This window comes from Erwinia sp. JH02 (assembly GCF_013074405.1).
Lineage (GTDB): Bacteria > Pseudomonadota > Gammaproteobacteria > Enterobacterales > Enterobacteriaceae > Erwinia > Erwinia rhapontici.
Genome location: NZ_JABANZ010000009.1, coordinates 1 through 25,000, shown reverse-complemented (window position 1 = coordinate 25,000; position 25,000 = coordinate 1). Strand labels below are relative to the sequence as shown.

The 25,000-nt window shown below is 54.4% G+C and carries 25 protein-coding genes, 1 tRNA gene and 1 rRNA gene; 8 read left to right on the top strand and 19 right to left on the bottom strand.

Features of this window, described 5'->3' with window-relative positions; all coding sequences use genetic code 11:
- Window positions 1–129: 129 nt before the first annotated feature.
- Window positions 130–1,383 (bottom strand): diaminopimelate decarboxylase, encoded by a 1,254-nt coding sequence (gene lysA, locus HHI26_RS19650; protein WP_133846107.1) that lies wholly within the window; start codon window positions 1,381–1,383, stop codon window positions 130–132.
- 125 nt (window positions 1,384–1,508) lie between these two features.
- Between lysA and HHI26_RS19645 the strand changes: the two genes are divergently transcribed.
- Window positions 1,509–2,429 (top strand): LysR family transcriptional regulator, encoded by a 921-nt coding sequence (locus tag HHI26_RS19645; RefSeq protein WP_133846108.1) that lies wholly within the window; start codon window positions 1,509–1,511, stop codon window positions 2,427–2,429.
- Here HHI26_RS19645 and HHI26_RS19640 read toward each other — a convergent pair.
- Window positions 2,426–3,595, bottom strand: coding sequence for an MFS transporter (locus HHI26_RS19640; RefSeq protein WP_133846109.1), 1,170 nt, complete (start codon window positions 3,593–3,595; stop codon window positions 2,426–2,428). The two genes, HHI26_RS19645 and HHI26_RS19640, sit on opposite strands and share 4 nt — an antisense overlap.
- A gap of 421 nt (window positions 3,596–4,016) precedes the next feature.
- Between HHI26_RS19640 and HHI26_RS19635 the strand changes: the two genes are divergently transcribed.
- Window positions 4,017–4,640: a serine protease gene (locus HHI26_RS19635; RefSeq protein WP_133846110.1), complete on the top strand. Its 624-nt coding sequence runs from the start codon at window positions 4,017–4,019 to the stop codon at window positions 4,638–4,640.
- Window positions 4,641–4,702: 62 nt separating this feature from the next.
- Here HHI26_RS19635 and HHI26_RS19630 read toward each other — a convergent pair whose 3' ends face one another.
- The 3 genes from HHI26_RS19630 to prfB all read right to left on the bottom strand — a co-directional run bounded on the left by HHI26_RS19630 (window position 4,703) and on the right by prfB (window position 7,949).
- Window positions 4,703–5,206 carry a cupin domain-containing protein gene (locus HHI26_RS19630; RefSeq protein ID WP_159337899.1) on the bottom strand — a complete coding sequence of 168 codons (504 nt, stop codon included), beginning with the start codon at window positions 5,204–5,206 and terminating at the stop codon, window positions 4,703–4,705.
- A 114-nt stretch (window positions 5,207–5,320) separates the two neighbouring features.
- Window positions 5,321–6,841, bottom strand: a complete 1,521-nt coding sequence (gene lysS / locus HHI26_RS19625) for a lysine--tRNA ligase (RefSeq protein WP_133846112.1) — start codon at window positions 6,839–6,841, stop codon at window positions 5,321–5,323.
- A gap of 9 nt (window positions 6,842–6,850) precedes the next feature.
- Window positions 6,851–7,949 (bottom strand): peptide chain release factor 2 gene (prfB, locus tag HHI26_RS19620; protein ID WP_133846113.1). Its coding sequence is split into 2 segments (ribosomal slippage): window positions 6,851–7,873 and window positions 7,875–7,949, totalling 1,098 coding nucleotides; the frame shifts between segments, so codons are not numbered across the junction.
- 102 nt (window positions 7,950–8,051) lie between these two features.
- On the opposite strand from prfB, the gene HHI26_RS19615 reads away from it, so the two are divergent.
- Complete coding sequence (locus HHI26_RS19615) at window positions 8,052–8,675, top strand: LysE family translocator (protein WP_133846114.1); 624 nt, start codon at window positions 8,052–8,054, stop codon at window positions 8,673–8,675.
- A 110-nt stretch (window positions 8,676–8,785) separates the two neighbouring features.
- Here HHI26_RS19615 and recJ read toward each other — a convergent pair whose 3' ends face one another.
- The 3 genes from recJ to xerD are packed head-to-tail and all read right to left on the bottom strand — an operon-like array spanning window position 8,786 to window position 12,156.
- Complete coding sequence (gene recJ / locus HHI26_RS19610; RefSeq protein ID WP_133846115.1) at window positions 8,786–10,504, bottom strand: single-stranded-DNA-specific exonuclease RecJ; 1,719 nt, start codon at window positions 10,502–10,504, stop codon at window positions 8,786–8,788.
- 5 nt (window positions 10,505–10,509) lie between these two features.
- Window positions 10,510–11,214, bottom strand: a complete 705-nt coding sequence (gene dsbC, locus HHI26_RS19605; RefSeq protein ID WP_133846116.1) for a bifunctional protein-disulfide isomerase/oxidoreductase DsbC — start codon at window positions 11,212–11,214, stop codon at window positions 10,510–10,512.
- Window positions 11,215–11,262: 48 nt separating this feature from the next.
- A complete protein-coding gene (gene xerD / locus HHI26_RS19600) occupies window positions 11,263–12,156 on the bottom strand; it encodes a site-specific tyrosine recombinase XerD (RefSeq protein WP_133846117.1) in 894 nt (297 codons plus the stop codon).
- Window positions 12,157–12,335: 179 nt separating this feature from the next.
- On the opposite strand from xerD, the gene fldB reads away from it, so the two are divergent.
- Window positions 12,336–12,854, top strand: coding sequence for a flavodoxin FldB (gene fldB, locus HHI26_RS19595; protein WP_133846139.1), 519 nt, complete (start codon window positions 12,336–12,338; stop codon window positions 12,852–12,854).
- A 96-nt stretch (window positions 12,855–12,950) separates the two neighbouring features.
- Here the strand turns inward: fldB and creD are convergent, their stop codons facing one another.
- The 5 genes from creD to sdhE all read right to left on the bottom strand — a co-directional run bounded on the left by creD (window position 12,951) and on the right by sdhE (window position 17,168).
- Window positions 12,951–14,312 carry a cell envelope integrity protein CreD gene (creD, locus tag HHI26_RS19590; RefSeq protein ID WP_133846118.1) on the bottom strand — a complete coding sequence of 454 codons (1,362 nt, stop codon included), beginning with the start codon at window positions 14,310–14,312 and terminating at the stop codon, window positions 12,951–12,953.
- A gap of 89 nt (window positions 14,313–14,401) precedes the next feature.
- The gene (gene creC / locus HHI26_RS19585) at window positions 14,402–15,820 is read right to left on the bottom strand and encodes a two-component system sensor histidine kinase CreC (protein WP_171149553.1); all 1,419 of its coding nucleotides are present in this window, start codon (window positions 15,818–15,820) and stop codon (window positions 14,402–14,404) included.
- Entirely contained in the window at window positions 15,820–16,515 is a 696-nt protein-coding gene (gene creB / locus HHI26_RS19580; RefSeq protein ID WP_171149552.1) for a two-component system response regulator CreB, read from the bottom strand. Before creB ends, creC begins: the two co-directional genes overlap by 1 nt.
- The gene (locus HHI26_RS19575; protein ID WP_171149551.1) at window positions 16,508–16,921 is read right to left on the bottom strand and encodes a protein YgfX; all 414 of its coding nucleotides are present in this window, start codon (window positions 16,919–16,921) and stop codon (window positions 16,508–16,510) included. The genes creB and HHI26_RS19575 overlap by 8 nt, the downstream gene beginning before the upstream one ends.
- Entirely contained in the window at window positions 16,902–17,168 is a 267-nt protein-coding gene (sdhE, locus tag HHI26_RS19570) for an FAD assembly factor SdhE (protein ID WP_133846122.1), read from the bottom strand. Before sdhE ends, HHI26_RS19575 begins: the two co-directional genes overlap by 20 nt.
- A 226-nt stretch (window positions 17,169–17,394) precedes the next feature.
- Between sdhE and ygfZ the strand changes: the two genes are divergently transcribed.
- Window positions 17,395–18,381 carry a tRNA-modifying protein YgfZ gene (ygfZ, locus tag HHI26_RS19565; RefSeq protein ID WP_133846123.1) on the top strand — a complete coding sequence of 329 codons (987 nt, stop codon included), beginning with the start codon at window positions 17,395–17,397 and terminating at the stop codon, window positions 18,379–18,381.
- Window positions 18,382–18,392: 11 nt separating this feature from the next.
- Here the strand turns inward: ygfZ and HHI26_RS19560 are convergent, their stop codons facing one another.
- A complete protein-coding gene (locus HHI26_RS19560; protein ID WP_133846124.1) occupies window positions 18,393–19,046 on the bottom strand; it encodes a hemolysin III family protein in 654 nt (217 codons plus the stop codon).
- A gap of 212 nt (window positions 19,047–19,258) precedes the next feature.
- Between HHI26_RS19560 and HHI26_RS19555 the strand changes: the two genes are divergently transcribed.
- The gene (locus HHI26_RS19555) at window positions 19,259–19,867 is read left to right on the top strand and encodes an HD domain-containing protein (RefSeq protein ID WP_133846125.1); all 609 of its coding nucleotides are present in this window, start codon (window positions 19,259–19,261) and stop codon (window positions 19,865–19,867) included.
- Window positions 19,868–19,938: 71 nt separating this feature from the next.
- Here HHI26_RS19555 and HHI26_RS19550 read toward each other — a convergent pair whose 3' ends face one another.
- Window positions 19,939–20,661 carry a class I SAM-dependent methyltransferase gene (locus HHI26_RS19550; protein WP_133846126.1) on the bottom strand — a complete coding sequence of 241 codons (723 nt, stop codon included), beginning with the start codon at window positions 20,659–20,661 and terminating at the stop codon, window positions 19,939–19,941.
- Between the two features lie 45 nt (window positions 20,662–20,706).
- Between HHI26_RS19550 and gloB the strand changes: the two genes are divergently transcribed.
- Together gloB and mltD are read left to right on the top strand one after the other, a co-directional pair.
- Window positions 20,707–21,462, top strand: coding sequence for a hydroxyacylglutathione hydrolase (gene gloB / locus HHI26_RS19545; RefSeq protein ID WP_159337894.1), 756 nt, complete (start codon window positions 20,707–20,709; stop codon window positions 21,460–21,462).
- Between the two features lie 71 nt (window positions 21,463–21,533).
- A complete protein-coding gene (gene mltD / locus HHI26_RS19540) occupies window positions 21,534–22,913 on the top strand; it encodes a murein transglycosylase D (protein ID WP_133846128.1) in 1,380 nt (459 codons plus the stop codon).
- A 58-nt stretch (window positions 22,914–22,971) separates the two neighbouring features.
- On the opposite strand, the gene HHI26_RS19535 is transcribed toward mltD, so the two are convergent.
- The 4 genes from HHI26_RS19535 to rrf form a co-directional block, all read right to left on the bottom strand.
- A complete protein-coding gene (locus HHI26_RS19535; RefSeq protein WP_133846129.1) occupies window positions 22,972–23,736 on the bottom strand; it encodes a class I SAM-dependent methyltransferase in 765 nt (254 codons plus the stop codon).
- Between the two features lie 18 nt (window positions 23,737–23,754).
- Window positions 23,755–24,558: an endonuclease/exonuclease/phosphatase family protein gene (locus HHI26_RS19530; RefSeq protein ID WP_133846130.1), complete on the bottom strand. Its 804-nt coding sequence runs from the start codon at window positions 24,556–24,558 to the stop codon at window positions 23,755–23,757.
- Between the two features lie 179 nt (window positions 24,559–24,737).
- Window positions 24,738–24,814 (bottom strand) — tRNA-Asp (locus HHI26_RS19525).
- Between the two features lie 100 nt (window positions 24,815–24,914).
- A 5S ribosomal RNA gene (gene rrf, locus HHI26_RS19520) occupies window positions 24,915–25,000 on the bottom strand; the annotation flags it as partial.

Genomic DNA, 25,000 nt, shown 5'->3' with positions numbered 1-25,000 from the left:
TTGCCGATCCGGTGTGCTCAAACTGGCCTCAGCCCTGTCACATCAGCAGTAGCGAATAAAATGTCTGTAATGGGGTGATTTGAGGCCGATCGAAAAAAATGATCGGCCCCTATGGCACGGGGGAATGGATTACAGTTCCAGCGCCAGCAGCTCGGCCACGGTTTGCGCACGGCGGATCTGGCGCGACTGGCCGTTTTCGAACAGCACTTCCGGGATCAACGGACGGCTGTTGTAGTTCGACGACATGGAGGCACCGTAAGCGCCGGTATCGTGGAACACCAGATAATCGCCCACCTTCACCGCTGGCAGTGCACGGGTTTCGACTTTGCCGCCTTCCAGTTGGGTAAAGACATCGCCCGATTCGCACAGCGGCCCCGCCACCACGCTCTCAATCGTGTTTTCCTCGTCCAGTGTGCGACCGTCCCCGGCAATGGCCGAAATATGGTGGTAGCTGCCATACAGTGACGGACGCATCAGATCGTTAAACCCGGCATCCACCAGCACAAAGTGACGGCTGCCCATCGATTTAACCGCCCGCACCTGGCTGACCAGCACACCGGATTCTGCCACCAGGAAACGTCCTGGTTCGATTTCCAGTTTGACCGGATGACCCAGATGCTGTGCCACGCGCTTGCGTGCGGCATCCCAAAGACCGTAATAGTGATTGGTATCAATCGTCTCTTCACCAAAGTGATAAGGGATCGACAGCCCGCCTCCGGCAGAAATAGCCTCCAGATCCTGGCCAAAGCTCACCACCTGATTCACCATCGCATCGCACACCTGCTCAAGGTGTCCGTAGTCCACGCCGGAACCGATATGCATGTGGATCCCCACCAGCTTCAGCTGATGCTGCTGGATGGCTTCCAGTGCCAGGCCCATATCACCATGCCAGATCCCGTGCTTGCTGTTTTCACCGCCGGTATTGGTTTTCTGGCTGTGGCCGTGACCAAAGCCCGGGTTAACGCGCAGCCAGACCGGATGCCCGGCAGACACCTGCCCCAACTGATGCAGCATATCGACGGAACCGGCGTTGACCGGCACTTTCAGCTCGGCAACCCGTGCCAGCGTGGGTTCATCGAGCAAATCAGCCGTAAACACAATTTCATCGCCACCGGCCTGATAACCTGCGGCCAGCGCGCGTTCAATTTCCCCCAGGGAAACAGAATCCACCTTCACGCCCGCGGCACGCATCAGGCGCAGAATGTGAATATTCGAACAGGCCTTCTGCGCGAAGCGGACCACATCAAACTGCTGAAGCTGGCTGATGCGGGCCTGGATGATGCTGGCATCATAAGCCCAGAATGGGCCGCCATAGTGGCGTGCCAGCGGTAACAGGTTGTCCTGAGTCAGGGCGGTGGTGGTGTCAGTAAGCAGGCGCGGCATAAGGATTCTCCATAAGTTTATGCCTCTATTACGCCACAGCCTGAGACGGGATAAAAATATCTTTTTTATCGCACTCTATTCATCCATGATATGGCTTTAGCATTGATCATTCACGGGAGCCGAACGTGGCGGGCGTTTCTTTGCGTCATATTGAAATTTTTCATGCGGTGGTCACTACCGGCAACCTGACGGAAGCGGCAACGCTGCTGCATACCTCGCAGCCCACCGTCAGCCGTGAGCTGGCGCGTTTTGAAAAGCTGATTGGTCTGCAACTGTTTGAACGCGTGCGCGGACGCCTGCAACCCACGGTACAGGGCTTGCGTCTTTTTGAAGAGGTGCAGCGATCCTGGTACGGACTGGACCGCATTATCAGCGCCGCAGAAGGATTACGTCAGTTTCGCCAGGGCGAGCTGTCGGTGGCCTGTCTGCCGGTGTTTTCCCAGTCACTGCTGCCGCTGCTGTGTCAGCCCTTTATGGCGCGCTACCCGGACCTCAGCCTGAATATCATTCCCCAGGAGTCACCGCTGCTGGAAGAGTGGTTGTCGGCGCAACGTTATGATCTGGGACTGACCGAAACCACACACACTCCGGCAGGCACCGAACGCAGCGCACTGTTTACCGGCGATGAAGTCTGTGTGCTGCCAGCACAGCATCCGCTGGCCAGTCGCGACTGCCTGACACCACAGGATTTCGCCGGGCAGCGTTATATCAGCCTGTCACGCACGGACAGCTACCGTCAGATTCTTGATGGCGTGTTTGCCGAACAGGGCGTCCAGCGGCACATGGTGATGGAGACACACAGTGCGGCATCGGTATGTTCGATGGTCAGGGCAGGTGTAGGGGTATCGATTGTGAACCCGCTGACGGCGCTGGATTACGCCGACAGCGGAGTGGTGATACGGCGTTTCAGCATCGCCGTGCCGTTTACCGTCAGTCTGATTAGGCCGCGCCACCGCCCCGCATCGGCACTGGTCGATGCCTTCAGCCAGCATTTGCAACAGCAGGCGGGCCTGTTCAGCCAGCGCCTGCAACAACGACTCATTTAATGCGTTGCCCTGGCAGGCTGCGGCTGGCCGCGTGATCCCCGGAAGGTATAGAGGCAAACCAGCAGCCCAATCACTGCCAGTACGGCTGCCGAGACGGGCACCGCCGTCAGGCCGTAGCCACCGCCAATCACTGCGCCGCCCACCCAGGCACCCAACGCGTTACCGACGTTAAAGGCAGAGATATTCAGCGTCGACACCAGGTTCGGTGCATCTTTACCGTGGCGGACCACGTTGATTTGCAGCGCCGGAACCATTGCAAAGGTCGCCATCGCCCACAGGAACAGGGTAATTTCCGCCAGCCACAGTGAATGGCTGGTCCAGCTAAACAGCAGGGAGAACACCGCGATCAGCGAGAAGCTGAGGATCAGGCTGAACGACACTTTCCAGTCGGCCAGCTTACCACCGAGGATATTACCCACTGTCAGACCCGCGCCGATCAGGAACAGCGTCCAACTGACGCCCCGGTCCGTCATGCCCGTCACCTGCAACAACAGCGGCGCAATATAGCTGAATAAGGCGAACATCGCGGCGGCGAAAAACACTGTCATCAGCAACGACAGCCACAGCTTGCCGTTATTCAGCGCACTGACTTCTGATGCCAGATGTACCGGCTTCTCATTACGGTTAGTGGGCAGGCTGACGATCAGGCCGATAAAGGCCAGTACGCCAATCACCGCCACGCCCCAGAAGGTGGCACGCCAGCCAAACATCTGACCAAACCAGGTGCCCAGCGGCACACCCAGCACGTTGGCAAGCGTTAAGCCGGTAAACATCAGCGCAACGGCAGAAGCCTGTTTACCCGGTGCGACCAGGCTGGCTGCGACTACGGCACCGATACCGAAGAAGGCACCGTGACACAGCGCGGTCACGACGCGCGCCAGCATCAGCAGGTTATAGGTGTAAGCCAGCGCACAGAGAATATTCCCGACGATAAAAATCGCCATCAGCAGGATCAGCGTCCGTTTGCGCGGTAGCCTGGCCGTCAGCAATGCCATAATCGGAGCGCCAATCGCCACCCCCAGCGCGTAACCGCTGATCAGCCAGCCTGCCGATGGAATCGACACGCGCAGGTCATTCGCCACTTCCGGCAACAGCCCCATAATGACAAATTCAGTGGTGCCGATAGCAAAGGCACTCAACGCCAGCGCCAGTAATGAAACAGGCATGTCACACACTCCCAGGATAATTGGTGTAGAAGATAAATTTGATCTGCGTCACAGCAACGCATTAAAGCACAGCTAATGAACGCCTTACAGCCCGCTATCAGCAACTGTCTGTTGCCTGGGCAGCAAGAATCCTCTGGGTAGTGATGAATCGATGAGAAAAATGCGATCGCACGCTCATTTTGTCGTTTTTCTTCGCTATACTTTCCGTTAACTGGCCATTACATAAACCTTCCTAATCATTCAATTCTACGATTCATCTGAGTTTTGGAAATTTTACTTCAACGCTGCTGGCACCTCTTCGCCTTGTGACAGATTTGATGGAGCATTGATACATTAAAGTTCTGCGACAGATGGCCGATATGCCAGTAAATGAGGTTAAAAAACCTGCCATTGCTGTATCAACCATTACCAAGGAGACCCGATGCGACTCGTCATTTGCCTGCCAGCCCTGATTCTGGTCGGGTGTTCCGTCGGAAAGTATCAGTACAGCAGTGAAGCGCACGACCGGGTGGATATGACTGTTACGGGTATTCCAACCGTGCTGGGCTTAGGTACGCTGGGTACCACCATCCCGCTGACGGCCGATTACAGCCTGACCGCGGCCCATGTGGCAAAATTCTCCATGTACCGGGTGAAGTCATATCATCCTGAGTGCGACCTGGCCGTGGTCTATCATAAAAATGATAATGTCCCGGCACCGCATTTCCGTAACGGCCTAATCGGTGACAAGATTAATCTCTACGGTTACAGCTTTATTTCGGCGATGCCGGTCGCATCGACGGGCACCAATCTGATCAATACCGGGCTAAAAAACACCTGGAATAAAGTCAGTTGCGTCGTGGTGGCGTCCGATGCAGGCGTGGTACAGGGCATGTCAGGTGGCGCTGTGTATAACGCGTCTGATGATTCGATTGGCGGGGTGATTGTCGGCTACAGCAAACGCATTAACGATATGAAAACGGGTAAGACGCTGTATAAAGACGTCTCGCTGTATGTGCCGTATGCCCGCTTTAAAGACTGGCTGAACGACGCGGTGAAATCCTGAGTTTCACCGCCGCGGGCGCTCCTCCTGCCGCCTGCACATGTCTCCCTTCCATCCCGGCATTTTCAGGATGTCCCTTTTTTCAATGAGTCCGGCATCCCATCATGGGGGCCAAAATCCTGCTTTGGCGGATCGTCCCAGCGATCCTCTCGCGTAGCGAGGTAGGCTGGATTTGTCGGATACCAGATGCGGTTCTCTTTCTTATTCGCCTCACCAACGATAATAAAGTGCGCTTCGCGATCGCTGTTATTGATAAAGGTATGGCAAATCCCGGTGCCTGCCGGGAACGCTACGGCATCACCGGGTGTTAAGCGATATAACTCGCCATTGATCCATACCTCCGGCTCCCCTTCCAGCACATAAGCAAACTCTTCTTCTGCACTTTCAGCATGCGGGTAGGACATGCGACGGCCAGGCAACAGACGTTCATGATGTATCCCGAGGCGCGTCAGACCGAGCGCCCTTCCCAGCGGCGCACCTATGGACATCAGCTCCTCGCTGTCGGGATAGTGTTCGTTATCTTCGCCCTCAAGCTCACGCCAGTGGCGGATAAAATCAGGTCGGGTCATGGCAGCCCTCTTTACGGTTGCAGTTTGAAAGTCCTTACTATTTGCTTTTTTTCCCGCGGAGGCAAAAAAAAACGGCCAGCGCTAAGGCTGACCGTTGATGTTACAAGCGTGCGTTTACTTGTTGCTTGGGCGCAGTGCCGGGAACAGGATCACGTCACGGATGGTGTGGCTGTTGGTAAACAGCATCACCATACGGTCAATACCAATCCCCAGACCCGCCGTTGGCGGCAGGCCGTGTTCCAGCGCGGTGACATAGTCTTCGTCATAGAACATCGCTTCGTCATCACCGGCATCTTTCGCGTTAACCTGTTGCAGGAAACGTTCTGCCTGATCTTCCGCATCGTTCAGCTCTGAGAAACCGTTACCGATTTCGCGGCCGCCGATAAAGAATTCGAAACGGTCAGTGATTTCCGGGTTCTGGTCATTACGGCGCGCCAGCGGTGACACTTCGGCCGGGTATTCCGTGATGAACGTTGGCTGGATCAGATGCGCTTCTGCGGTCTCTTCGAAGATCTCAGTGACCAGACGGCCCAGACCCCAGCTCTTCTCTACTTTGATACCCAGAGACTGAGCAATCGCTACCGATTTATCAAAGTCGTCGAGATCGGCCAGGTCGGTCTGCGGACGGTATTTCAGAATCGCTTCTTTCATCGTCAGCTTCTCGAATGGCTTACCGAAGTCGAACTCCTGGTCGCCGTAAGGCACCACGGTGGAACCCAGAACATCCTGTGCCAGCGTACGGAACAGGCTTTCGGTCAGTTCGATCAGGTCTTTGTAATCCGCATACGCCATATAGAGTTCCATCATGGTGAACTCTGGGTTATGACGTGGCGAAATACCTTCGTTACGGAAGTTACGGTTGATTTCAAACACGCGGTCGAAACCACCCACCACGAGACGCTTCAGATACAGCTCGGGTGCGATACGCAGGTACATATCGATGTCCAGCGCATTGTGATGCGTGATAAACGGGCGGGCAGACGCACCGCCAGGGATCACCTGCATCATCGGGGTTTCCACTTCCATAAACTCACGGCCGACCATAAAGCTGCGGATACCCGCCATGATCTGGGAGCGAATTTTGAAGGTGTTGCGCGAGTCGTCGTTCGAGATCAGGTCAAGATAACGCTGACGGTAACGGGTTTCCTGATCGGCCAGGCCGTGGAACTTGTCCGGCAGCGGGCGCAGTGCTTTGGTCAACAGGCGCAGTTCGCTACAGTGGATAGACAGTTCGCCGGTTTTAGTCTTAAACAACTTGCCGCGTGCGCCGAGGATATCGCCGAGATCCCACTTTTTGAACTGTTCGTTATAGATGCCTTCCGCCAGGTCATCGCGGGATACGTAAAGCTGAATACGGCCGCCCACATCCTGCAACGTCACAAAGGATGCCTTACCCATAATACGACGAGTCATCATACGGCCAGCCACGCTGACTTCGATGCCAAGGTCTTCCAGCTCTTCGTTCTCTTTACCACCAAACTCGGCGTGCAGGGTATCTGCGGTGCGGTCACGGCGGAAGTCGTTCGGGAATGCCACGCCAGTTTCACGCAGTGCGGCCAGTTTTTCGCGACGCGCTTTGAGTTCGTTATTCAGTTCAATGGCGGCATCAGCGGCCTGCGGTTGTTGTTCAGACATGTGAGTTCCTTATAAACCTGCTTTCAAACTTGCTTCAATGAAACGATCCAGATCGCCGTCCAGAACCGCCTGAGTATTGCGTGTTTCCACGCCTGTACGCAGATCCTTAATGCGGGAATCATCCAGCACGTAAGAGCGGATCTGGCTGCCCCAGCCGATGTCAGACTTGTTGTCTTCCGCCGTCTGTTTGTCAGCATTTTTTTTCTGCATTTCGTATTCGTACAGTTTGGCGCGCAACTGTTTGAAGGCCTGATCTTTGTTTTTATGCTGAGAGCGGTCATTCTGGCACTGCACAACAATGTTGGTCGGTAAGTGGGTAATACGCACCGCCGACTCCGTTTTGTTGACGTGCTGACCACCGGCACCGGAGGCGCGGTAAACGTCGATACGCAGGTCGGCCGGGTTAATGTCGATATCGATGTTGTCGTCCACTTCCGGGTAGATAAACACCGAACTGAAAGAGGTATGACGACGGCCACCGGAGTCAAACGGGCTTTTACGCACCAGGCGATGCACGCCGGTTTCAGTGCGTAACCAGCCAAACGCGTAGTCGCCGATGATTTTAATGGTGGCGGATTTGGTACCGGCCACTTCACCGTCAGACTCTTCGATAATTTCGGTTTTAAAGCCTCTCGCTTCAGCCCAGCGCAGGTACATACGCAGCAGCATGCTGGCCCAGTCCTGAGCTTCTGTCCCGCCGGAGCCTGCCTGGATATCCATGTAGCAGTCGGCGCTGTCGTATTCGCCGGAGAACATACGACGGAATTCTAATTCGCCGAGTTTCTTTTCCAGCACATCCAGTTCAGCAATCGCTTCATTGAAGGTGTCTTCATCATCGGCCTCAACGGCCAGCTCGAGCAGGCCTGAAACATCTTCCAGCCCCTGCTCCATCAGATCCAGTGTTTCCACAACGGCTTCTAATGCGGAGCGTTCTTTACCCAGCGCCTGGGCGCGTTCAGGTTCATTCCAGACATCAGGCTGTTCCAGTTCAGCGTTTACTTCCTGAAGACGTTCTTTCTTGGCATCATAGTCAAAGATACCCCCGAAGAACGCTGCTGCGCTCTGTGAGATCCTGAATACGGTTCTTTACCGGATTAATTTCAAACATGGTTTTAATCTTTTTAGGTGATCGAAATGGACGTAATAGTAACCACGCAGTTTAACCGAAATAGCGCACAGTTTGTAGCACTGAACACAATGGAGAATCGCCATGTCCGTTACCGATGCCCTGATGGCATTCACCTTTGCCGCCGCACTGCTGACGTTGACGCCGGGGCTGGATACCGCGTTGATTTTACGCACCGCCACGGTAGAGGGAACCCGGAAGGCCATTCAGGCTCAACTGGGCATTAATGCCGGCTGTCTGGCGTGGGCCGCTGCCGTGGCGTTTGGCCTCGGTGCACTGATTGCCGTGTCTGAGCTGGCTTATAACCTGTTGAAGTGGTGCGGAGCAGGCTACCTCGCCTGGCTTGGCGTGCAAATGTTGCTGAAACCTCGCCAGCAAATGGGCGACGTAACCCTGAGCAGCGGTAGCCAGAACGCGTTTCTACGCGGTTTTTTCGGCAATCTGCTCAATCCTAAAGTCGGGATTTTTTACGTCTCCTTCCTGCCACAGTTTATTCCGACCGGGCATTCGCCGGTGCTCTGGACCTTTGGACTGGTGCTAATCCATGTAGTGCTGGGCACGCTGTGGTCGGCGCTGCTGATTGGCAGCACGCGCAAACTGTCAGGGATATTAAAACAGGAAGGGGTGGTGAAGTGGCTCGACCGCACCACGGGCGCGGTGTTTTTATTGTTTGCTGCAAAACTGGCGTTAAGCCGCCGGCCGGGATGATGTGAAAAAGGGGCGACGGATCAGTAGCGTCATGGTCGCCCCGTGTAAATCATCAGCACGGGGCTGACCTTCTGTGTCGGTCAGCCCGCCAGCACAATGGATGAGGTGAATTACAGCGCCCAGAGATGGTCGATGATCAGCTGCACATTACGGTTGCCGCGGAACTCGTTGATGTCCAGCTTGTAAGCCAGCTCAACCTGCTTCACGCTGGGATCGGGCCACAGAGCCGTATCAATGTTAAACGCGATACCGTCCAGCAAAGGGCCACCGCCCAATGGCTCAATCATCACTTTCAGATGACGCTCACCTACCAGCTTCTGCTGTAACAGCTTAAATTTGCCATCAAACGTCGGTTCAGGGAACGCCTGGCCCCAGGGGCCTGCTTCACGCAGCAGTTCCGCGGTGGGCAGCGTCAGCTCCTGCGCCATCAGTTCGCCGTCGGACCAGACCACGCCCTGAAGGGATTCCGCCTCCAGCCAGTCGCCCACCAGATCGGCAAAACACTGACGGAAACGTTCAAAGTTCGCCTCTTCCAATGACAACCCTGCCGCCATCGCATGTCCACCAAATTTGATGATCAGCCCCGGATTAAGGGTATCCAGCCGCTCCAGCGCATCACGCATATGCAGCCCGGCAATCGAGCGTCCTGAGCCTTTCAGCGTGCCGTCGCCTGCGGGCGCAAAGGCGATCACCGGACGATGGAAACGCTCTTTCAGCCGCGAAGCCAGAATACCGACCACGCCCTGATGCCACTCTGGATGATACATCGCAATACCGAGCGGCAAAGCGTCACTGCTGCTTTCCAGACGATCGCAAAGCGCCAGCGCTTCTGACTGCATGCCCTGCTCTATCTCTTTGCGCGTCTGATTCAGTGCATCCAGCTCACTGGCAAGCATACGCGCCTGGCCCAGGTCTTCACTGAGCAATAGCGCCACCCCGACCGACATATCATCCAGCCGCCCGGCGGCATTGAGACGCGGGCCAAGGGCGAAACCTAAATCACTGGCGGCCAGCTGGCGCGCATCACGGTTGGCAATCTCCAGCAGTGCCCGTATGCCGGGACGACATTTGCCCGCACGAATACGGCTCAGCCCCTGCCAGACCAGGATGCGATTGTTGGCATCCAGCGGCACCACATCCGCCACCGTGCCAAGCGCGACCAAATCCAGCAGTTCTGCCAGATTCGGCAGCGTGGTCACGCCACTGTCGCGCAACTGTGCACGCAGTGCCAGCATCAGATAAAACGCTACGCCCACACCCGCCAGCGATTTAGACGGAAATTCGCAGTCGTTAAGATTGGGGTTAACAATGGCATCGGCAGCCGGCAGCGTATCGCCCGGCAAATGGTGATCGGTGACAACAACCGGAATGCCTTTTTCATGGGCCAGCGCCACGCCCGCATGGGAAGAGATGCCGTTATCTACGGTGACGATCAGCTGTGCACCGCGTGCAGCCGCCTGTTCTACCACTTCCGGGCTAAGGCCGTAGCCATCATCAAAACGGTTAGGCACCAGATATTTGATGTTCTGCCCGCCCATGCTGCGTAGCGCCAGTACCGTTAGCGCCGTGCTGGTGGCCCCATCGGCATCGAAATCGCCGACAATCATGATGCAGAGGTTATCGGCCAGTGCCCGTTGCAGGATGTCCACCGCCGCCTGAATACCGCTGAGTGACTGGAAAGGATGCAAATATTTCGCGCCGCGTTCCAGTTCACTGGCCTGGCGGATGCCCCGGCGGGCATACAGGCGACGTAACAGTGGGTGAAGATCGGCAGGTAAGGCGGCCGTGTCCGTCGCCTCGCGACGACGGAGTTCAGTTGTGCTGTTCACGAATATCAGCCGCCGTTTTTCTGGCTGTCGAGGAATTTCTTCAGGTCCTGTGGATTCTGATAGCCAGGGATCATGCTGCCATTCTCAAGCAGAATAGCCGGGGTGCCCTGGATACCGTAAAGAATGCCCAATTTGTACTGCTGGCCGATATCGATTTTGCCGTCAATCGGCGATACAGCTTCACCTTTCATCGCGGCATCAAAGGCTTTGCGCGGTTCAGCGGCAGACCAGATAGATTTCATCTCTTTCGCCACATTGCCGTTCATCCCTTCACGCGGGAAGGCCAGATAACGCACGGTAATACCCAGCGCATTATAGTCAGCCATTTCCTGATGCAGCTTACGGCAATAGCCGCAGGTGATGTCGGTAAACACCGTCACCACGTACTGCTGTTTTGGCGCTTTATACACGATCATCTCTTTGCTCAACGCTTCAACTTTCTTTTCCAGCAGTTGATTGGTGACGTTGACCGGCTGACCGCCGCTGACATCATAGAGAGGCCCCTGTACGAAATGTTTGCCATCGTCGGTGACGTACAGCACACCGCTTTCGCTCAGCACGGTTTTAAACCCTGGCAGAGGCGAAGGCTGAATCTCGGTCTGCTGTAAGCCCAGCTTACTCAGAGACTGTTTAATCGCTGCATCATCAGCATAGGCCAGTCCGCTGGCCAGCGCGATGAGTCCCGAAAGTAACAGGAAATGTTTCTTCATTTTTTATGTCCTTATAGCCTGACTAAGCGGGCTGTATGTTTTTGTCGATCAGGCACGCGGATGATGCTGCTGATGGAGCTGGCGCAGCCGTTCTGTCGCTACGTGCGTGTAAATCTGGGTGGTTGATAAATCGCTATGACCCAACAACATCTGTACGACACGTAAATCCGCGCCGTGGTTCAGCAAATGGGTGGCAAAAGCATGACGCAGCACGTGCGGTGACAGTTTTGCGCTGTCGATGCCTGCTAGTGTGGCGTAATGTTTGATGCGATGCCAGAAAGTTTGCCGGGTCATTTGTTGCGCGCGGTTACTGGGAAATAGCACATCGAGCGACTGACCATTGAGCAACCAGGGGCGACCGTATTCGATAAACTGTTCGATCCAGTGCACCGCCTCTTCGCCCATCGGCACCAAACGCTCTTTGTTCCCTTTACCAATAACGCGCACCACGCCCTGGCGCAGGCTGATATCGCTGAGCGTCAGCCCGACCAGCTCTGTCACACGTAATCCGGTGGCATAAAGGAGTTCCAGCATCGCCTTATCGCGCAGCTCAATCGGCTGGTCCAGACAGGGCGCCTGCAATAACCTTTCCACCTGTGCCTCAGAGAGATCCTTGGGCAGGCGCTGCGGCAGTTTTGGCGACGAGAGTAGGGCACTGGGATCGTCCTCACGCAGCTTTTCGCGGTAGAGATACTGGAACAGGCGGCGCATGGCACTAAGCAAGCGCGCAGAGCTGGTCGCTTTGTATCCCCCTTCCAGCCGTTCAGCCAGAAACCCCTGTAAGTTGATCGCATCCACCGTCAGCAGAGAAAGTTGCTGGTGCTGCAACCAGCCACAGAGCGATCGCAGGTCAAGACGGTAAGAAGCAACGGTGTTTTGCGCCAGATTACGCTCGATCCACAGCGCATCAAGAAATTGCTCAATCAGATCGTTATCCTGCACTTCAACCTCTCTAATCTGCGATTCTCATGACGCGGAGTGCGTTATATAAAATCACTTTACGCTTAAAAATCATAACCATGCAACATCACACTGCCGTACAAAGCCGCCCCATTATGCCTTATTCCTGCCCGATTCTGATATAATCGCGCCAGACTTTACGAAAAATGAGTTTCACTACCATGAATATCGGTCTGTTTTATGGATCCAGCACCTGTTACACCGAGATGGCGGCAGAGAAGATTCGTGACTTTATTGGTGACGATCTGGTGACGCTGCATAACCTGAAAGATGACTCTCCCACGCTGATGGAGCAGTATGATTTGCTGATCCTCGGTATTCCAACCTGGGATTTTGGCGAATTGCAGGAAGACTGGGAAGCCATCTGGACCGATCTGCCACAGCTCAATTTACAGGGAAAAGTGGTGGCACTCTATGGCATGGGTGACCAGGGGGAATACAGCGAATGGTTCCTCGATGCGTTAGGGATGCTGCATGAAGTGCTGGCTCCGTCCGGGGTACAGTTTGTCGGTTACTGGCCGCTGGAAGGCTATGAATTTACGAGCAAAAAACCACTGACTGCCGACGGCAAACAGTTTGTCGGCCTGGCGCTGGATGACATCAACCAGTTTGAGCAGACCGACGAACGTATTGCGCAATGGTGTGAACAGATCCTGACTGAGATGGCAGAACTGCTGTAATTCCGTCGCAAAAAATCAAAGGGCCGATCGAAAAAATGATCGGCCCCGACTGTCGGGGCGGAGTTTCTCTTTCGCTCCGCCCATGCCTTCAGAGGTTTATTTCCACAAACCGAAACGGCCTTCTTCCTCCTGCGCACTTTCAGTGCTCAACTCTGGCATTGCGGTCGCCGACAGACGATACCAGTCGATATTTCTCGTCAGCGCCATCACGGCTGCCAGTGCTGCCATCAGTACCCCCGTCCCCAGCAACAGCGCGCTGTCCTCCGATTGCAGTAACTGCCACAGCACCGCATCCAGCACCAGCAAACCCCCGACAAACATCAGACTGCGCCGCCATCCGCGTAGTACCGCCTGCAAATAGAAACCGTTGATCGCCGCACAGGTCAGGCTCGCCGTCAGCCAGGCAAGGTTAAACCCGATATGTTCGGACAGCGCCAGCAGCACCAGGAAGAACATCACCAGCGACAGCCCCACCAGCAAATACTGCATTGGGTGCACCCGCAACGCGGTCAGCGTTTCAAACAGGAAGAAAGCCATATAGGTCAGGCCAATCAGCAGAATGGCGTATTTCACCGCACGTTCAGTTTGCTGATATTGATCCACCGGGTTAACGACCATCGAACTGAAGGCCGGGAGCTTATCGCTGCTCACGGTAAAGTCATCACGCACTAGCGAATTGAGATTGTTAGCAAACCAACTGCTCTGCCAGCGTGCGGTGAAACCTTCAGGCGTAATCTGGTGTTGTTCAGGCAGGAAACTGCCGGTAAAACCCGGGTGCGGCCAGTTGCTCTTCAGATCAAAGGTGCTGTTTTTACCTAATGGCACCACTTCAAGCTGCTGTGTTCCCTGTAGTTTAAGCGTGAAGTTCAGCGCCAGGTTTTTCTCCTCTAACACGCTGTCCGGAAGCGCCACATGCAGGCCTTCACTGCTACCGGGAAGATCGCTGCCCGGCTGGAAATCCAGCTGTTGATCGCCAATATTCAGCGGTGTCACACTGCTGATCCCACGTGAGTCACCCACGCCCATCACCAGCCAGGGATTACCGAGGGTAATACCCGGCTTTTTAATATCGGCCAGTTGCTCGCTGTCGAAAGTGGCATTAATGGAGACGCCTGTACGCCAGACCTGCCCCTGATAAATACCCACCTTACGCTGTTCTACCTGCTGGTCACCCGCCACCCGCAGGTTTTTAGGCAGGTAATAACGCAGATGATTCTGCTGAACGGTGACTTCTTTACCATCGCGGGTTTCCGTAACGATTTCGCTCCATGGAATGGCGATCAACGGCCCGAAGAGACGCTGCGGACCACTGGTGCTCTGGCTGAGCTTATCGGCCACACTATCGCGCCATACGCTGCGCTCGGTAATCAATGAACTGAGCAGACTTAACGGTACCAGCAGCAGAAGCAGGCAGCCGATCAGCGTTAGCATTTTCCAGAATAAAGGGGTTTTCATCATGTTGGACTCTCCTGTGTCGATAACGCAGAAGATAGCCCCCCTGAATGGGGAGAAAATGAAGTTATGTGAAGGGACGGTGAAGTGGGCCGTTATTTTTTCACAGTGAGCTGAGCACAGACACCACCTTCCGGGCGTGACCTCAGGGTAATGTTGCCCTGATGCAAGCGGGCCACCTCCTGCACAAACGCCAGGCCCAGCCCGCTACTCTTCTCACCGTTACTGCGCGGCAGTGAATAGAAACGGTCGAAAATATGCGGCATCGCATAGTCCGGAATACCGCTACCGCTGTCCAGTACGCGGAATATCACCTCATCGGCCGACTGACTGATCTGAATCCTCACCTCGCCCTCCAGAGGCGTAAAGTCGAGTGCATTATCCAGCAGATTTCCCAGCGCCTGCTCCAGCAATAGCACATCGGCCCGCACAGACAGCCCGTCAACGTCGGCGGCGTCGAAGGTCAGATGTTTACCCTGAGCCTGTACCGCCCGGCTGTCACACAGTGAAGTAACCAGAGGCAGCAGGCTAACCGACTGGCGCTGGATTTCAGGGCGGTTTTCCAGCGTTGCCTGGCGAAGCAAATTGTCGATCAGCCGCTGCATACGGATATTCTGTTGCAGGATATTCGCAGAGAAACGCTGAACCACCTCAGCCGGGGGGCATTCACGCAGTATTTCCGCCGCGCCGCGGATCGCCGCCAGCGGGCTTTTCAGTTCGTGGGTTAGCGCATGGGCATAATGCTCAATGTAGCGCTTCCCTTCCAGCCGCAGACGCATACTCTCCAGCGCCTGCGCCAGTTTGCGTAACTCAGTGCTGTTCATGGCTGGCAGTGGTTGCACATCGCCTTCTGTTACCGAGTCGGCATAACGCACCAGGCGACCAACAGAGCGGTTAATCCACAGGACAAACCCCAGACCGATCAGCAAAGCAATACCCAGCAGGGCTGCACCCGCCCAGAGAATACGGTGTTCACTGCGGCGGATCACCGGCACCATCGTACTGTTGGCTTTCCCCACGCTGAGCACCCCCAGCAGATTCGCACCATCACGCACCGGGGCCGCCACATACATCACCGAGCTGGCATCATCGTCAGGATTGCTGCGAGTACTGCGTGCACCGTACTCACCACGCAGCGTCAGCAGAACATCATTCCAGCGTGAGTAATCCTGCCCTGTCGCCACCCCTGAAGAGTCAAACAGCACAATCCCTTTCGCATCGGTGAGGTAAACACGATATTCATTGCGCCGTTTGGCGATGCCGCTGATATTGGCATGGACCGGGTACCCCCGCAGTTGCGAGAAAGCCTGCGCCAGCTGCCCCTGCTGCGGCTGACCGCTGAGGATATCTGCACGGGCGAACTGCGCCAACAATGTCGCGGTATCGACCAATGTACCTTCGGTGGCACGCCGTACCCCAGGTTTGATCTCCTTGAGGAAAATGCTCAGAACAAACCACGCGGCGACGGCAACAATCAGAAAATAGCCGAGCAGCAGACGCATTCCGATGCGCATCAGCCCGTCACCAGACTGTAACCCAGGCCACGATGGGTCATCAGCACCTGCTCGTGCGGGTTGATGTCGCGCAGTTTGGCACGCAGGGTTTTGATATGGGTGTCAACGGTACGATCAAGGCTCTCTTCCGCCTCTTTCCAGACCAGATTCATCAACTGCTGGCGTGAGAACACCCTGCCTGGCGAGAGCAGCAAGGTTTTCAACAACAGGTATTCATAACGCGTCAGTATCAGAGACTGATTGCACCATTGCACACGTGCAGCAGATTCATCGAGAGTGAACTTGCCAACGTTATAACGCGGAGACTGAGCAATGCGCTGCTGTTTTTGCAGTCGACGCAGCAGTGTGCGCACCCGCGCGCAGACTTCACGTGGGGAGAATGGCTTGGCAACATAATCGTCCGCGCCAATTTCCAGCCCCAGCAGGCGGTCAACTTCTTCGCTGCGGGCAGTAAGAAACAATACCGGCAGGTCAGGTTGCAATGCCAGCAATCGGCGGCACAGTTCAAAACCATTGATATCGGGCAGGCCAACGTCAAGGATCACCAGATCCGGTACCTGCAGCGGCAAGGCTTCCAGCAACGGCACACCGCGCGGGAACCAGCGGGTTTCGAACCCTTCCAACTGCAGCATATATAACAATGTATCCGCAATGGCGGCTTCATCTTCTACCAGCCAGATGGTGGGGCTACTCATCCCGCGGTTCCTTTTCATTCAGCAGGTGTTGGCGCAGAAGCCGCCATTCGCTGCTGTCCATGCCATCGGCAAATAGCCATAACCGCTCGCGACGGCCTGCCGTGTTCTGTAATGTCAGCCGAATCGCCCGTTGCGTCAGCCACGGGCGGGAGGTCATGCGCCACTGGCACTGCGCCCAGCCTATCACACGCCCCTTGTGCAGGGTGATCTCCCCCCGACAATGCCGGATACGATGTCGACTGCACTGGCACTCCAGAAGAACCAGCAGCAGTAACAGGATGCGTGGCAATGAGGCGCTGTCCGGCCAAGGTGCCAGCAGCAGCGCCAGGATCAACGTGCCATGCAGTACCAGCGATAACGTTTGTGCGCGCCGGGAGGCCCGCAGATTACATCGCCACCGGACCACGTGCTCGGTTTCTGTCCTGAATTAATGCCACCATCCGTTGCAGCTCAGCATCAGCGGGTTCACCGTGATTCATCAGCCAGTTAAACAAATCGGGGTCATCACTCTCCAGCAGACGTACGAAGAGCTGTTTGTCTTCATCGGTCAGTGAATCAAACTCATACTGGAAAAACGGCATGATGGAGATATCGAGTTCGCGCATGCCACGACGGCATGCCCAGTGAATACGTGATTTATTTGAAATATCCATGTCACTCTGCGTCGGTTAACCAAACAGGGTGCACAGTGTACCGCTTTTTTGCGCTACTGTTGATTCAGCAATTATCACCCTGCGCGTCAGCCCGCAAAACAGTGGCATCAGTTACAGGGTTATCACGCGTTTTGTGCCGCATTTTCCGGAAACAGGTTGCAAAGCCGTGCTGCTCTTTTAACATGAGAAACAGATTTTCATCCCCTGCTTACTTTAGGACTGAATTATGCCGACGATTTCTTTCCCGCCGCGTCAACCCGCCGCATCAGCCCGCTTGCCGTTAACGCTGATCTCACTGGAAGCGTGGGCGCTGGTGAACGCAACAGGTGCCGATCGCATCAGCTATTTGCAGGGGCAAGTGACTCTGGATGTGGCCGCGCTGGGTGCCGAACAACATCGCCCTGCAGCACACTGTGATGCTAAAGGAAAGATGTGGAGCAACCTGCGCCTGTTTCATCGCGGTGAAGGCCTTGCCTTTATTGAGCGCCGCAGCTTGCGCGATAACCAGCTGGTGGAACTAAAAAAATATGCCGTCTTTGCCAAAGTCACGCTGGTAGCCGACGATGAATCGGTGCTGCTCGGTGTTGCCGGTTTTCAGGCCCGTGGCGCGCTAACGGATCTGTTCAGCGTGCTGCCTGATGCAGAGTCTCCGGTGGTTCAGGATGGGGAGAGCACGCTGTTATGGTTTGATCTGCCAGCCGAGCGCTTTCTGCTAGTCACCTCTCAGGCCAAAGCCGAAGAGGTGCGTAAAAAACTGGCTGATTCAGCACAGCTCAACGACAGCTCACAGTGGCTGGCGCTGGAAATTGAAGCCGGTTTCCCGGTGATTGATGCTGAGACCAGCGCACAGCTGATCCCACAGGCCACTAACCTGCAGGCACTGGATGCTATCAGCTTTAAGAAAGGCTGCTATACCGGGCAGGAAATGGTCGCCCGCGCAAAATTTCGTGGGGCCAATAAGCGTGCGCTCTACTGGCTGGCGGGCAAGGCGGGCATCGTGCCTGCAGCAAACGATGCGCTGGAAATGAAGATGGGTGAGAACTGGCGCCGTACCGGCACTATTCTGGCCGCGTGCCAGCTCGACAACGGTGACGTCTGGATTCAGGCCGTGATGAACAACGATCTGGACGCGGATACCGTACTACGTGTGCAAGGGGATGAGGGCGGCGAACTGGCGATCCAGCCGCTGCCCTATGAGATCACCGCCGGTTAATCAGCACGGGGTTACACCACATACAGGTAGATGGCCAGAAAGTGACACAACGATCCACCGAGAACGAAGCCATGCCAGATGGCATGGTTGTAGGGAATGCGCTTCGCCACATAGAAAATCACCCCAAGTGAGTAGATGATCCCGCCTGCAGCCAGTAACCACACGCTGCCCGCAGGCAGGGTCATTACCATCTGATACAGCACAATCACCGACAGCCAGCCCATCAACATGTAGGTGACCAGCGACAGTGCTTCAAATCGGTGGGCAAACACCAGCTTAAACAACACGCCAGTCAACGCCAGCCCCCAGATGACCACCATCAGCCAGTGCGCCAGCGGCGACTTCAATCCTACCAGTAGAAATGGCGTGTAGGTGCCAGCAATCAGCAGATAAATAGCCGAGTGGTCGAGTTTTTTGAGCCAGAATTTCGCCCGTTCACCCGGTATAGAATGATACAGGGTGGAGGCCAAAAACAGCAGAATGATACTGCCGCCATACAGGCTGTAGCTGATGATCGCCAGCGCACCAGCCCGGTTATCAATCGCCTGGTCCAGCATCAGGACCAGACCAATAACACCCAACAGGCAGCCGATGCCGTGGCTGATGCTATTCGCAATCTCTTCCGCCACTGAATACCCGCCCGTCAGTACTTTTTGCTTCACCATATCAACCCTTTTTCCGGTTCTTGCTACTCCGCCATCACTCGTTGTGCTGGCGGAAAAATCATCACCGCTAGCCTAACTGACAATAATTTCAGAGTACACATGTAAGCTAAAATATTGTGTGTAATCATGCAACGCACATTCTTTCGCGAAATACGCAAACGTTTCCCTTACAATACGGGCAAACTTTTTTCAGGGCATAAGTGAGACAGGTGATGTCAGACAGGGTAGCAGCCTTAGATTTCGGCGCGATGACAGAAGTCGTACAGTTTTTAATGGAGCTGGACAAACTAAAAGGCGTGGAGCGCCGTACCCGACTGCTCAGCAATGCACGTCAGGAAAACTCAGCGGAGCACAGCTGGCACCTGGCAATGGCGGCCATGAGTCTGGCCCCCTTCTCTCAGGCTACCATTGATGTTCAGCACGCCACGCAGTTGGCGCTTTTACATGATGTGGTTGAGATCGATGCAGGTGACGTCCTCGTGTACGACATCGCCGCGCGTGATGCCATTCAGGAACAGGAAGTGGCTGCCGCCGGACGTATTTTTGGGTTACTGCCCACCGAGTTGAGCCAACGTTTCCGCGCGCTGTGGGATGAATATGAAGCCGGAGAAACTGCAGAGGCGCGTTTTGCAAATATGCTCGACCGCGCCCTGCCCATCATGCTTAACCTGCACAATCAGGGCCAGAGCTGGAAAGAGAATGGTATCCGCCTGGAGCAGGTGGAAGCACGTAACGTCAAGCTGGCGGAGCAGTGGCCGGAGCTATGGGGCTATTTGAAGCAGCATCTGGACAATGCCCATGCGCAGGGCTGGTTGCTTTAGCCGCTTAGCGAGCGGCCGGGGGGGGCTGACGGGAAAGCAAGGTCGGCCCTAAAACAGTTATACTTGCACTGTCAGTTTCTGCGCCCTGCCCGGTACTGGTTTGTCGCGCCCATCGCGTGTAATTGCCGGGTCCCGGCACTTTTCTTCGCCGGATTTTTCGTCAGTGGGAAGGTCCTTTTACGCGCCACAATCACATTCAGACAGCCCAGCGCAGGCAAGTGGGTGCTGATCATCTTGCCTCCCTGTCGATTCCACGGCAGCACCTGAAAACTGATGCTCTGCATCACTTCGTAATTCAGCAGACTCAGCCAGTCCAGCAGTCTCATCTGAGTAAACATTCGACTGTTCCATGGGATCCGTCGGTGCAGACCCGGGATCAGTTTGCCTATCCCCAGAACGCTGAAGAGGTTGAAACCGCTGATAATCATCCAGCCGTCATCGATAAGCACCCTGTCAACCTCGCGTAGCACCCGGTGTGGGTCACTGCTCCACGCCAGCGTATGTGCCAGCAGACAGGCATCCACTGACTTGGACTCAAACGGTAGACTAAGAGGATCGGCCCTGACCTGAAGCGACTCACCGCTCAACCCTACATTCACCTGGTGTGAGATAGCACAGCTTTCAGTGTCGATTTCGGCACTCAGGTTACCGATTTTCAGCAAATGGAAGCCGTAAAGTTTGCTGAGACAGGGCCGCAGTTGGTGTGACAGAGCATCACGATAAAATTCACCGCAGGGTATCTGCGCCCAGGACTCTGGCACATGACGGATTTGGCGTGTTTTAGCAGGCTTCATGCTTTACCATCTTCTTTCCCTTGCGAGCATCCAGGAGCGATAATAATGAATCTTACCAGTATTCCAGCCCTGCAGGACAACTACATCTGGACCTTACATGATGATACAGGTCATTGCCTGATTGTTGACCCCGGCGAAGCGGCTCCGGTGTTACGCATGATTGAACAAAACCAGTGGCAGCCTGTGGCGATTTTGCTCACACATCATCATCATGATCATGTGGGTGGCGTGGCCGAACTGGTCTCTCATTACCCTGATTTAGCGGTGTATGGCCCAGAAGAAACGCGCGTTAAAGGGGCTAAAACTATCGTCAGTGAAGGTGATATCGTGTCGGTTTTGGGTCGAGATTTTACGATTTATGCCACGCCCGGCCACACTTTAGGACATATCTCATATTTCAGTTTCCCTTACCTTTTTTGCGGGGACACTCTTTTTTCAGGTGGATGCGGTAGGTTATTTGAAGGCACAGCAGAACAGATGTTCTATTCTTTTCAAAAACTTAATGAACTGCCTGATGAAACACTGGTTTGTTGCGCACATGAATATACGTTATCGAATTTAACCTTTGCACACGCTATTTATCCCCAAGAGACCGAAATAGCACGCTATTACCGAGAAATTAAGGAGTTACGCGCAAAAAATGCCATAACATTGCCTACAAAACTGGCATTGGAGCGAAAAATAAATGTTTTTTTACGCTCGCAAGACATTGAATTACAGAAACAAATAGGAATAGAAACAACTCCGCAACATGAATGGCAGGTATTTGCGGTTCTACGCGAGAAGAAAGACGCTTTTTAATATTTTTGGTTGTGTTGTCGGGATCGAGCACGTATTATTGCTCGTCTTTTAAGCGAACTATTGACACACACATGAAGGCTAAAGCGATATTACTCGCCTCAGTCTTGCTGGTCGGATGCCAGGCGTCAAGGCACGATGCTAACATCCCCGAACAGCATGCACAGAGTTTGTCTTCGGCAGGTCAAGGTGAAAATGGACAGTACTCAGATGAAATGTTGTCGCCGCGCTGGCAGGACGATGGAACGTCACTTGCGCAAGACAGAGATCTGTGGAATTTCATTAGCGACGAGCTGAAGATGAAGATTCCGGATAATTACCGGATACGCGAACAAAAACAGAAGTACCTGAGTAACAAGAGCTATCTCCACGATGTAACATTACGGGCAGAGCCGTATATGTACTGGATTGTCGAGCAGATTAAGCAACGTAAAATGCCGATGGAACTGGTACTACTACCCATAGTGGAGAGCGCTTTTGATCCCCATGCTACATCATCTGCGAATGCCGCTGGCATCTGGCAGATTGTGCCGCAGACGGGACGAAATTATGGTCTTAAACAGACCCAGTGGTATGACGGACGACGCGACATTGTCGCATCGACCAAAGTTGCTCTGGACATGATGCAGCGCCTTAACGGCATGTTTGACGGTGACTGGTTATTAACCATTGCCGCCTATAACAGCGGTGAAGGTCGTGTACTCAAAGCGATAAAAGCCAATAAGGCTAAAGGTCGACCAACAGATTTCTGGTCACTTGCGCTGCCACGAGAAACTACGGTCTATGTGCCTAAAATGCTGGCTTTAGGGCAGATCCTTAAAAACAGTAAGCGTTATGGCGTACGTCTGCCGGCACCTAATGAAGCACGCGCTCTGGCGCGAGTAGAAGTAGGCCAGCAGATTGAGCTGACACAGGCAGCCGAAATGGCTGGCATGTCATTGAGCAAGCTGAAGAGCTTTAATACCGGCTACAAACGCGGTACGACGGCACCAAATGGTCCTCATTACATTATGGTTCCGAAGTCCAACGTAGCTAAACTGCGTAACTCACTGGCAAGCGGTGACATCTCAGCGGTACAGCCAACTTCTCTTGCCAGGAACAGTGTTTCTCCTGCCTCTTACAAGGTGCGCAGCGGTGATACTCTTTCAGGCATTGCCAAGCGTCTCGGGGTTCCGGTGAAAGATCTGCAACGTGCCAATAATCTGCGCGGTGTCAGTATCAAACCCGGTCAGACATTGAGCCTGGGTAACAGCAGTACGCGACTGGCAGATAACGGCGACAGCATCACCTACCAGGTACGTAAGGGTGATTCTCTGGCCAGTATCGCAAAACGTCACGGCGTAAACATCAAGGATGTTGTTCGCTGGAATAGCGTCGCCAGTAATACGAAAAACATTCAGCCTGGCGATAAGTTAACGCTGTTTGTTAACAATAATGCGACGCCAGACAGTTAACTGTTAGCCACTGCGGATGAAAATCCACACAAAAAAGCCCGTCTATGACGGGCTTTTTTTATGGCCGAATGGCCTCGATAAAGATGATATCGGTACTGAAACTGCCATCAGGCTGCAAAGCATAGTAGCGCTGCACTTCGTCAGGTGCTGAATGCTGATAGGCCCGGATCGCCTTTACCATCACATCAGGTGTACGCATTCTCTCTATCCAGCTACTGAACTCCAGATCGAGACGATCCTGCGAGACAGCCTGTATCACCAGCCCACTCTCTGTCATTAATGCCAGCCACTCACCGGGGCTGTAATCCTGCACATGAGAGGTATCACGCAAGGCTTCCACCGTCTGTAACCAGATATTCAGTACCGGATTGCCCGGTGCACTGACATCCATAAATATCACTTTACCGCCGGGTTTCAATACCCGACGGACTTCACGCAATGCACTTCCGACATCGTGCCAGTGATGCGCTGAATACCGGCTGATCACCACATCAAACTCTGCATCCGCAAAAGGCAGGTTTTCCGCATAGCCCTGCCGGGTTGTCAGGTGATGGTAGCCGCGTTCGAGCGCTGTTGCTCGCACCACTGCCAGCATTTTCTCCGACAGATCGTACGCGACCACTTCTTTAACATGCTGGGCAGCAATGAAACTCGCATGCCCGGCTCCGCAGCCCATATCAAGGACCTTCGCCTCTGATGCGTCACACAGCCGTTCTGCCAATCGTACGAGGTCACGCCCCTCCGCATGGACTACGCTGGTCAGATAAGCGCCTGCCTGTTCACCGAACTGTTTATCGACGTTATCATGGTGCTTTGTTGCCATTCTGAATAGTGTCCTTGTTTATGCGTAATCCGTAGGGTGAGCATCAAACTCAACCAGCAGTGGATTGTGGTCGGATGCACGGGTAACCAGTACCGAAGCCTCTGCGACACTCATCCCGCGATAAAAAACAAAATCCAGGGGTCGACCAAACGCTTTGCGCCGATGATCGTCGGTGAAACGGACTTCACGTAGCCCCATTTCACGAGAAAAACGATATAGCGCATTGATCCGCTGACGGCTCCACGCATTAAAGTCACCCGCCATAATCACCGGGCCCTGGTGATGAAGAATCTGTTCGCCGATCGGTCCGAGCTGTTTACTGTAAACATCAATGCCCAGACTGAAGTTCACCGCATGGATATTAACGACCATTAGCATCTGACCACCGGGCAATGGATAAGCCGTGACCAGTGCCGATTTAGCCAGCCTTAGAAGCGGCTCACGCTCACGTAAAGGACAACAGTAGACAGGGTGAGCGGAGGCCAGAGTCATGACCCCTGACGGGTGCTGAGGCAGTACAAAAGCAGGCACCTGATCGGCAGCAAGATAATGAGTGGTGGCGAAACGCACCAGTTCTGGTGTCGTTTGCGCCTCCTGTAGAAGAACAAGGTGGGCATCTTTACCAAAATTTTGCAAAACCGAGAGCCAGTCTGCGCGCTGTTGCTTGAAAATATTCCACACCAGCACTTTCAGGCGGGCTTCTGTGGTGAGCGGCGCACCGGGCGGCAATGCCTGTCCGACATGCAGCATCGCCACGGGAGGAAAAATACGCTCCGCTGGCTGGCCTGCTACGTATCTCATGGCATAAGTCTTTTTTTGCACGTTACCGCCTGCACTTTTTACAGCTGAATGGGTTTACCATCTATCAGTTATAGGGACTTTGTTGCCTACTTTCAATCGGCGGGAGCCAATTCGCACGGGATTGTACGTAAGGAAATGAAAATAAAAAATACAAATACAAAAAAGCCCTGACTCTTATGAGTCAGGGCTTTCTGTTTAAGTGGCGGAACGGACGGGGCTCGAACCCGCGACCCCCTGCGTGACAGGCAGGTATTCTAACCAACTGAACTACCGCTCCACCGATTCTGTACTGACCTCAGACTACGTCTGAATTCAGGTGTTTCGCCCTTACCTTGTCAGGGGTAAGGTCACAACCCGGTTACGGGTCTTAATTTGATGCCTGGCAGTTCCCTACTCTCGCATGGGGAGACCCCACACTACCATCGGCGCTACGGCGTTTCACTTCTGAGTTCGGCATGGGGTC

Bases quoted from the DNA above. Each gene is read 5' to 3' on its own strand.
- lysA (WP_133846107.1), bottom strand. From the start codon at position 1,383: ATGCCGCGCCTGCTTACTGACACCACCACCGCCCTGACTCAGGACAAC.
- HHI26_RS19640 (WP_133846109.1), bottom strand. From the start codon at position 3,595: ATGCCTGTTTCATTACTGGCGCTGGCGTTGAGTGCCTTTGCTATCGGC.
- HHI26_RS19635 (WP_133846110.1), top strand. From the start codon at position 4,017: ATGCGACTCGTCATTTGCCTGCCAGCCCTGATTCTGGTCGGGTGTTCC.
- HHI26_RS19630 (WP_159337899.1), bottom strand. From the start codon at position 5,206: ATGACCCGACCTGATTTTATCCGCCACTGGCGTGAGCTTGAGGGCGAA.
- lysS (WP_133846112.1), bottom strand. From the start codon at position 6,841: ATGTCTGAACAACAACCGCAGGCCGCTGATGCCGCCATTGAACTGAAT.
- HHI26_RS19615 (WP_133846114.1), top strand. From the start codon at position 8,052: ATGTCCGTTACCGATGCCCTGATGGCATTCACCTTTGCCGCCGCACTG.
- dsbC (WP_133846116.1), bottom strand. From the start codon at position 11,214: ATGAAGAAACATTTCCTGTTACTTTCGGGACTCATCGCGCTGGCCAGC.
- fldB (WP_133846139.1), top strand. From the start codon at position 12,336: ATGAATATCGGTCTGTTTTATGGATCCAGCACCTGTTACACCGAGATG.
- creD (WP_133846118.1), bottom strand. From the start codon at position 14,312: ATGATGAAAACCCCTTTATTCTGGAAAATGCTAACGCTGATCGGCTGC.
- creC (WP_171149553.1), bottom strand. From the start codon at position 15,820: ATGCGCATCGGAATGCGTCTGCTGCTCGGCTATTTTCTGATTGTTGCC.
- creB (WP_171149552.1), bottom strand. From the start codon at position 16,515: ATGAGTAGCCCCACCATCTGGCTGGTAGAAGATGAAGCCGCCATTGCG.
- sdhE (WP_133846122.1), bottom strand. From the start codon at position 17,168: ATGGATATTTCAAATAAATCACGTATTCACTGGGCATGCCGTCGTGGC.
- ygfZ (WP_133846123.1), top strand. From the start codon at position 17,395: ATGCCGACGATTTCTTTCCCGCCGCGTCAACCCGCCGCATCAGCCCGC.
- HHI26_RS19560 (WP_133846124.1), bottom strand. From the start codon at position 19,046: ATGGTGAAGCAAAAAGTACTGACGGGCGGGTATTCAGTGGCGGAAGAG.
- HHI26_RS19555 (WP_133846125.1), top strand. From the start codon at position 19,259: ATGTCAGACAGGGTAGCAGCCTTAGATTTCGGCGCGATGACAGAAGTC.
- HHI26_RS19550 (WP_133846126.1), bottom strand. From the start codon at position 20,661: ATGAAGCCTGCTAAAACACGCCAAATCCGTCATGTGCCAGAGTCCTGG.
- gloB (WP_159337894.1), top strand. From the start codon at position 20,707: ATGAATCTTACCAGTATTCCAGCCCTGCAGGACAACTACATCTGGACC.
- mltD (WP_133846128.1), top strand. From the start codon at position 21,534: ATGAAGGCTAAAGCGATATTACTCGCCTCAGTCTTGCTGGTCGGATGC.
- HHI26_RS19535 (WP_133846129.1), bottom strand. From the start codon at position 23,736: ATGGCAACAAAGCACCATGATAACGTCGATAAACAGTTCGGTGAACAG.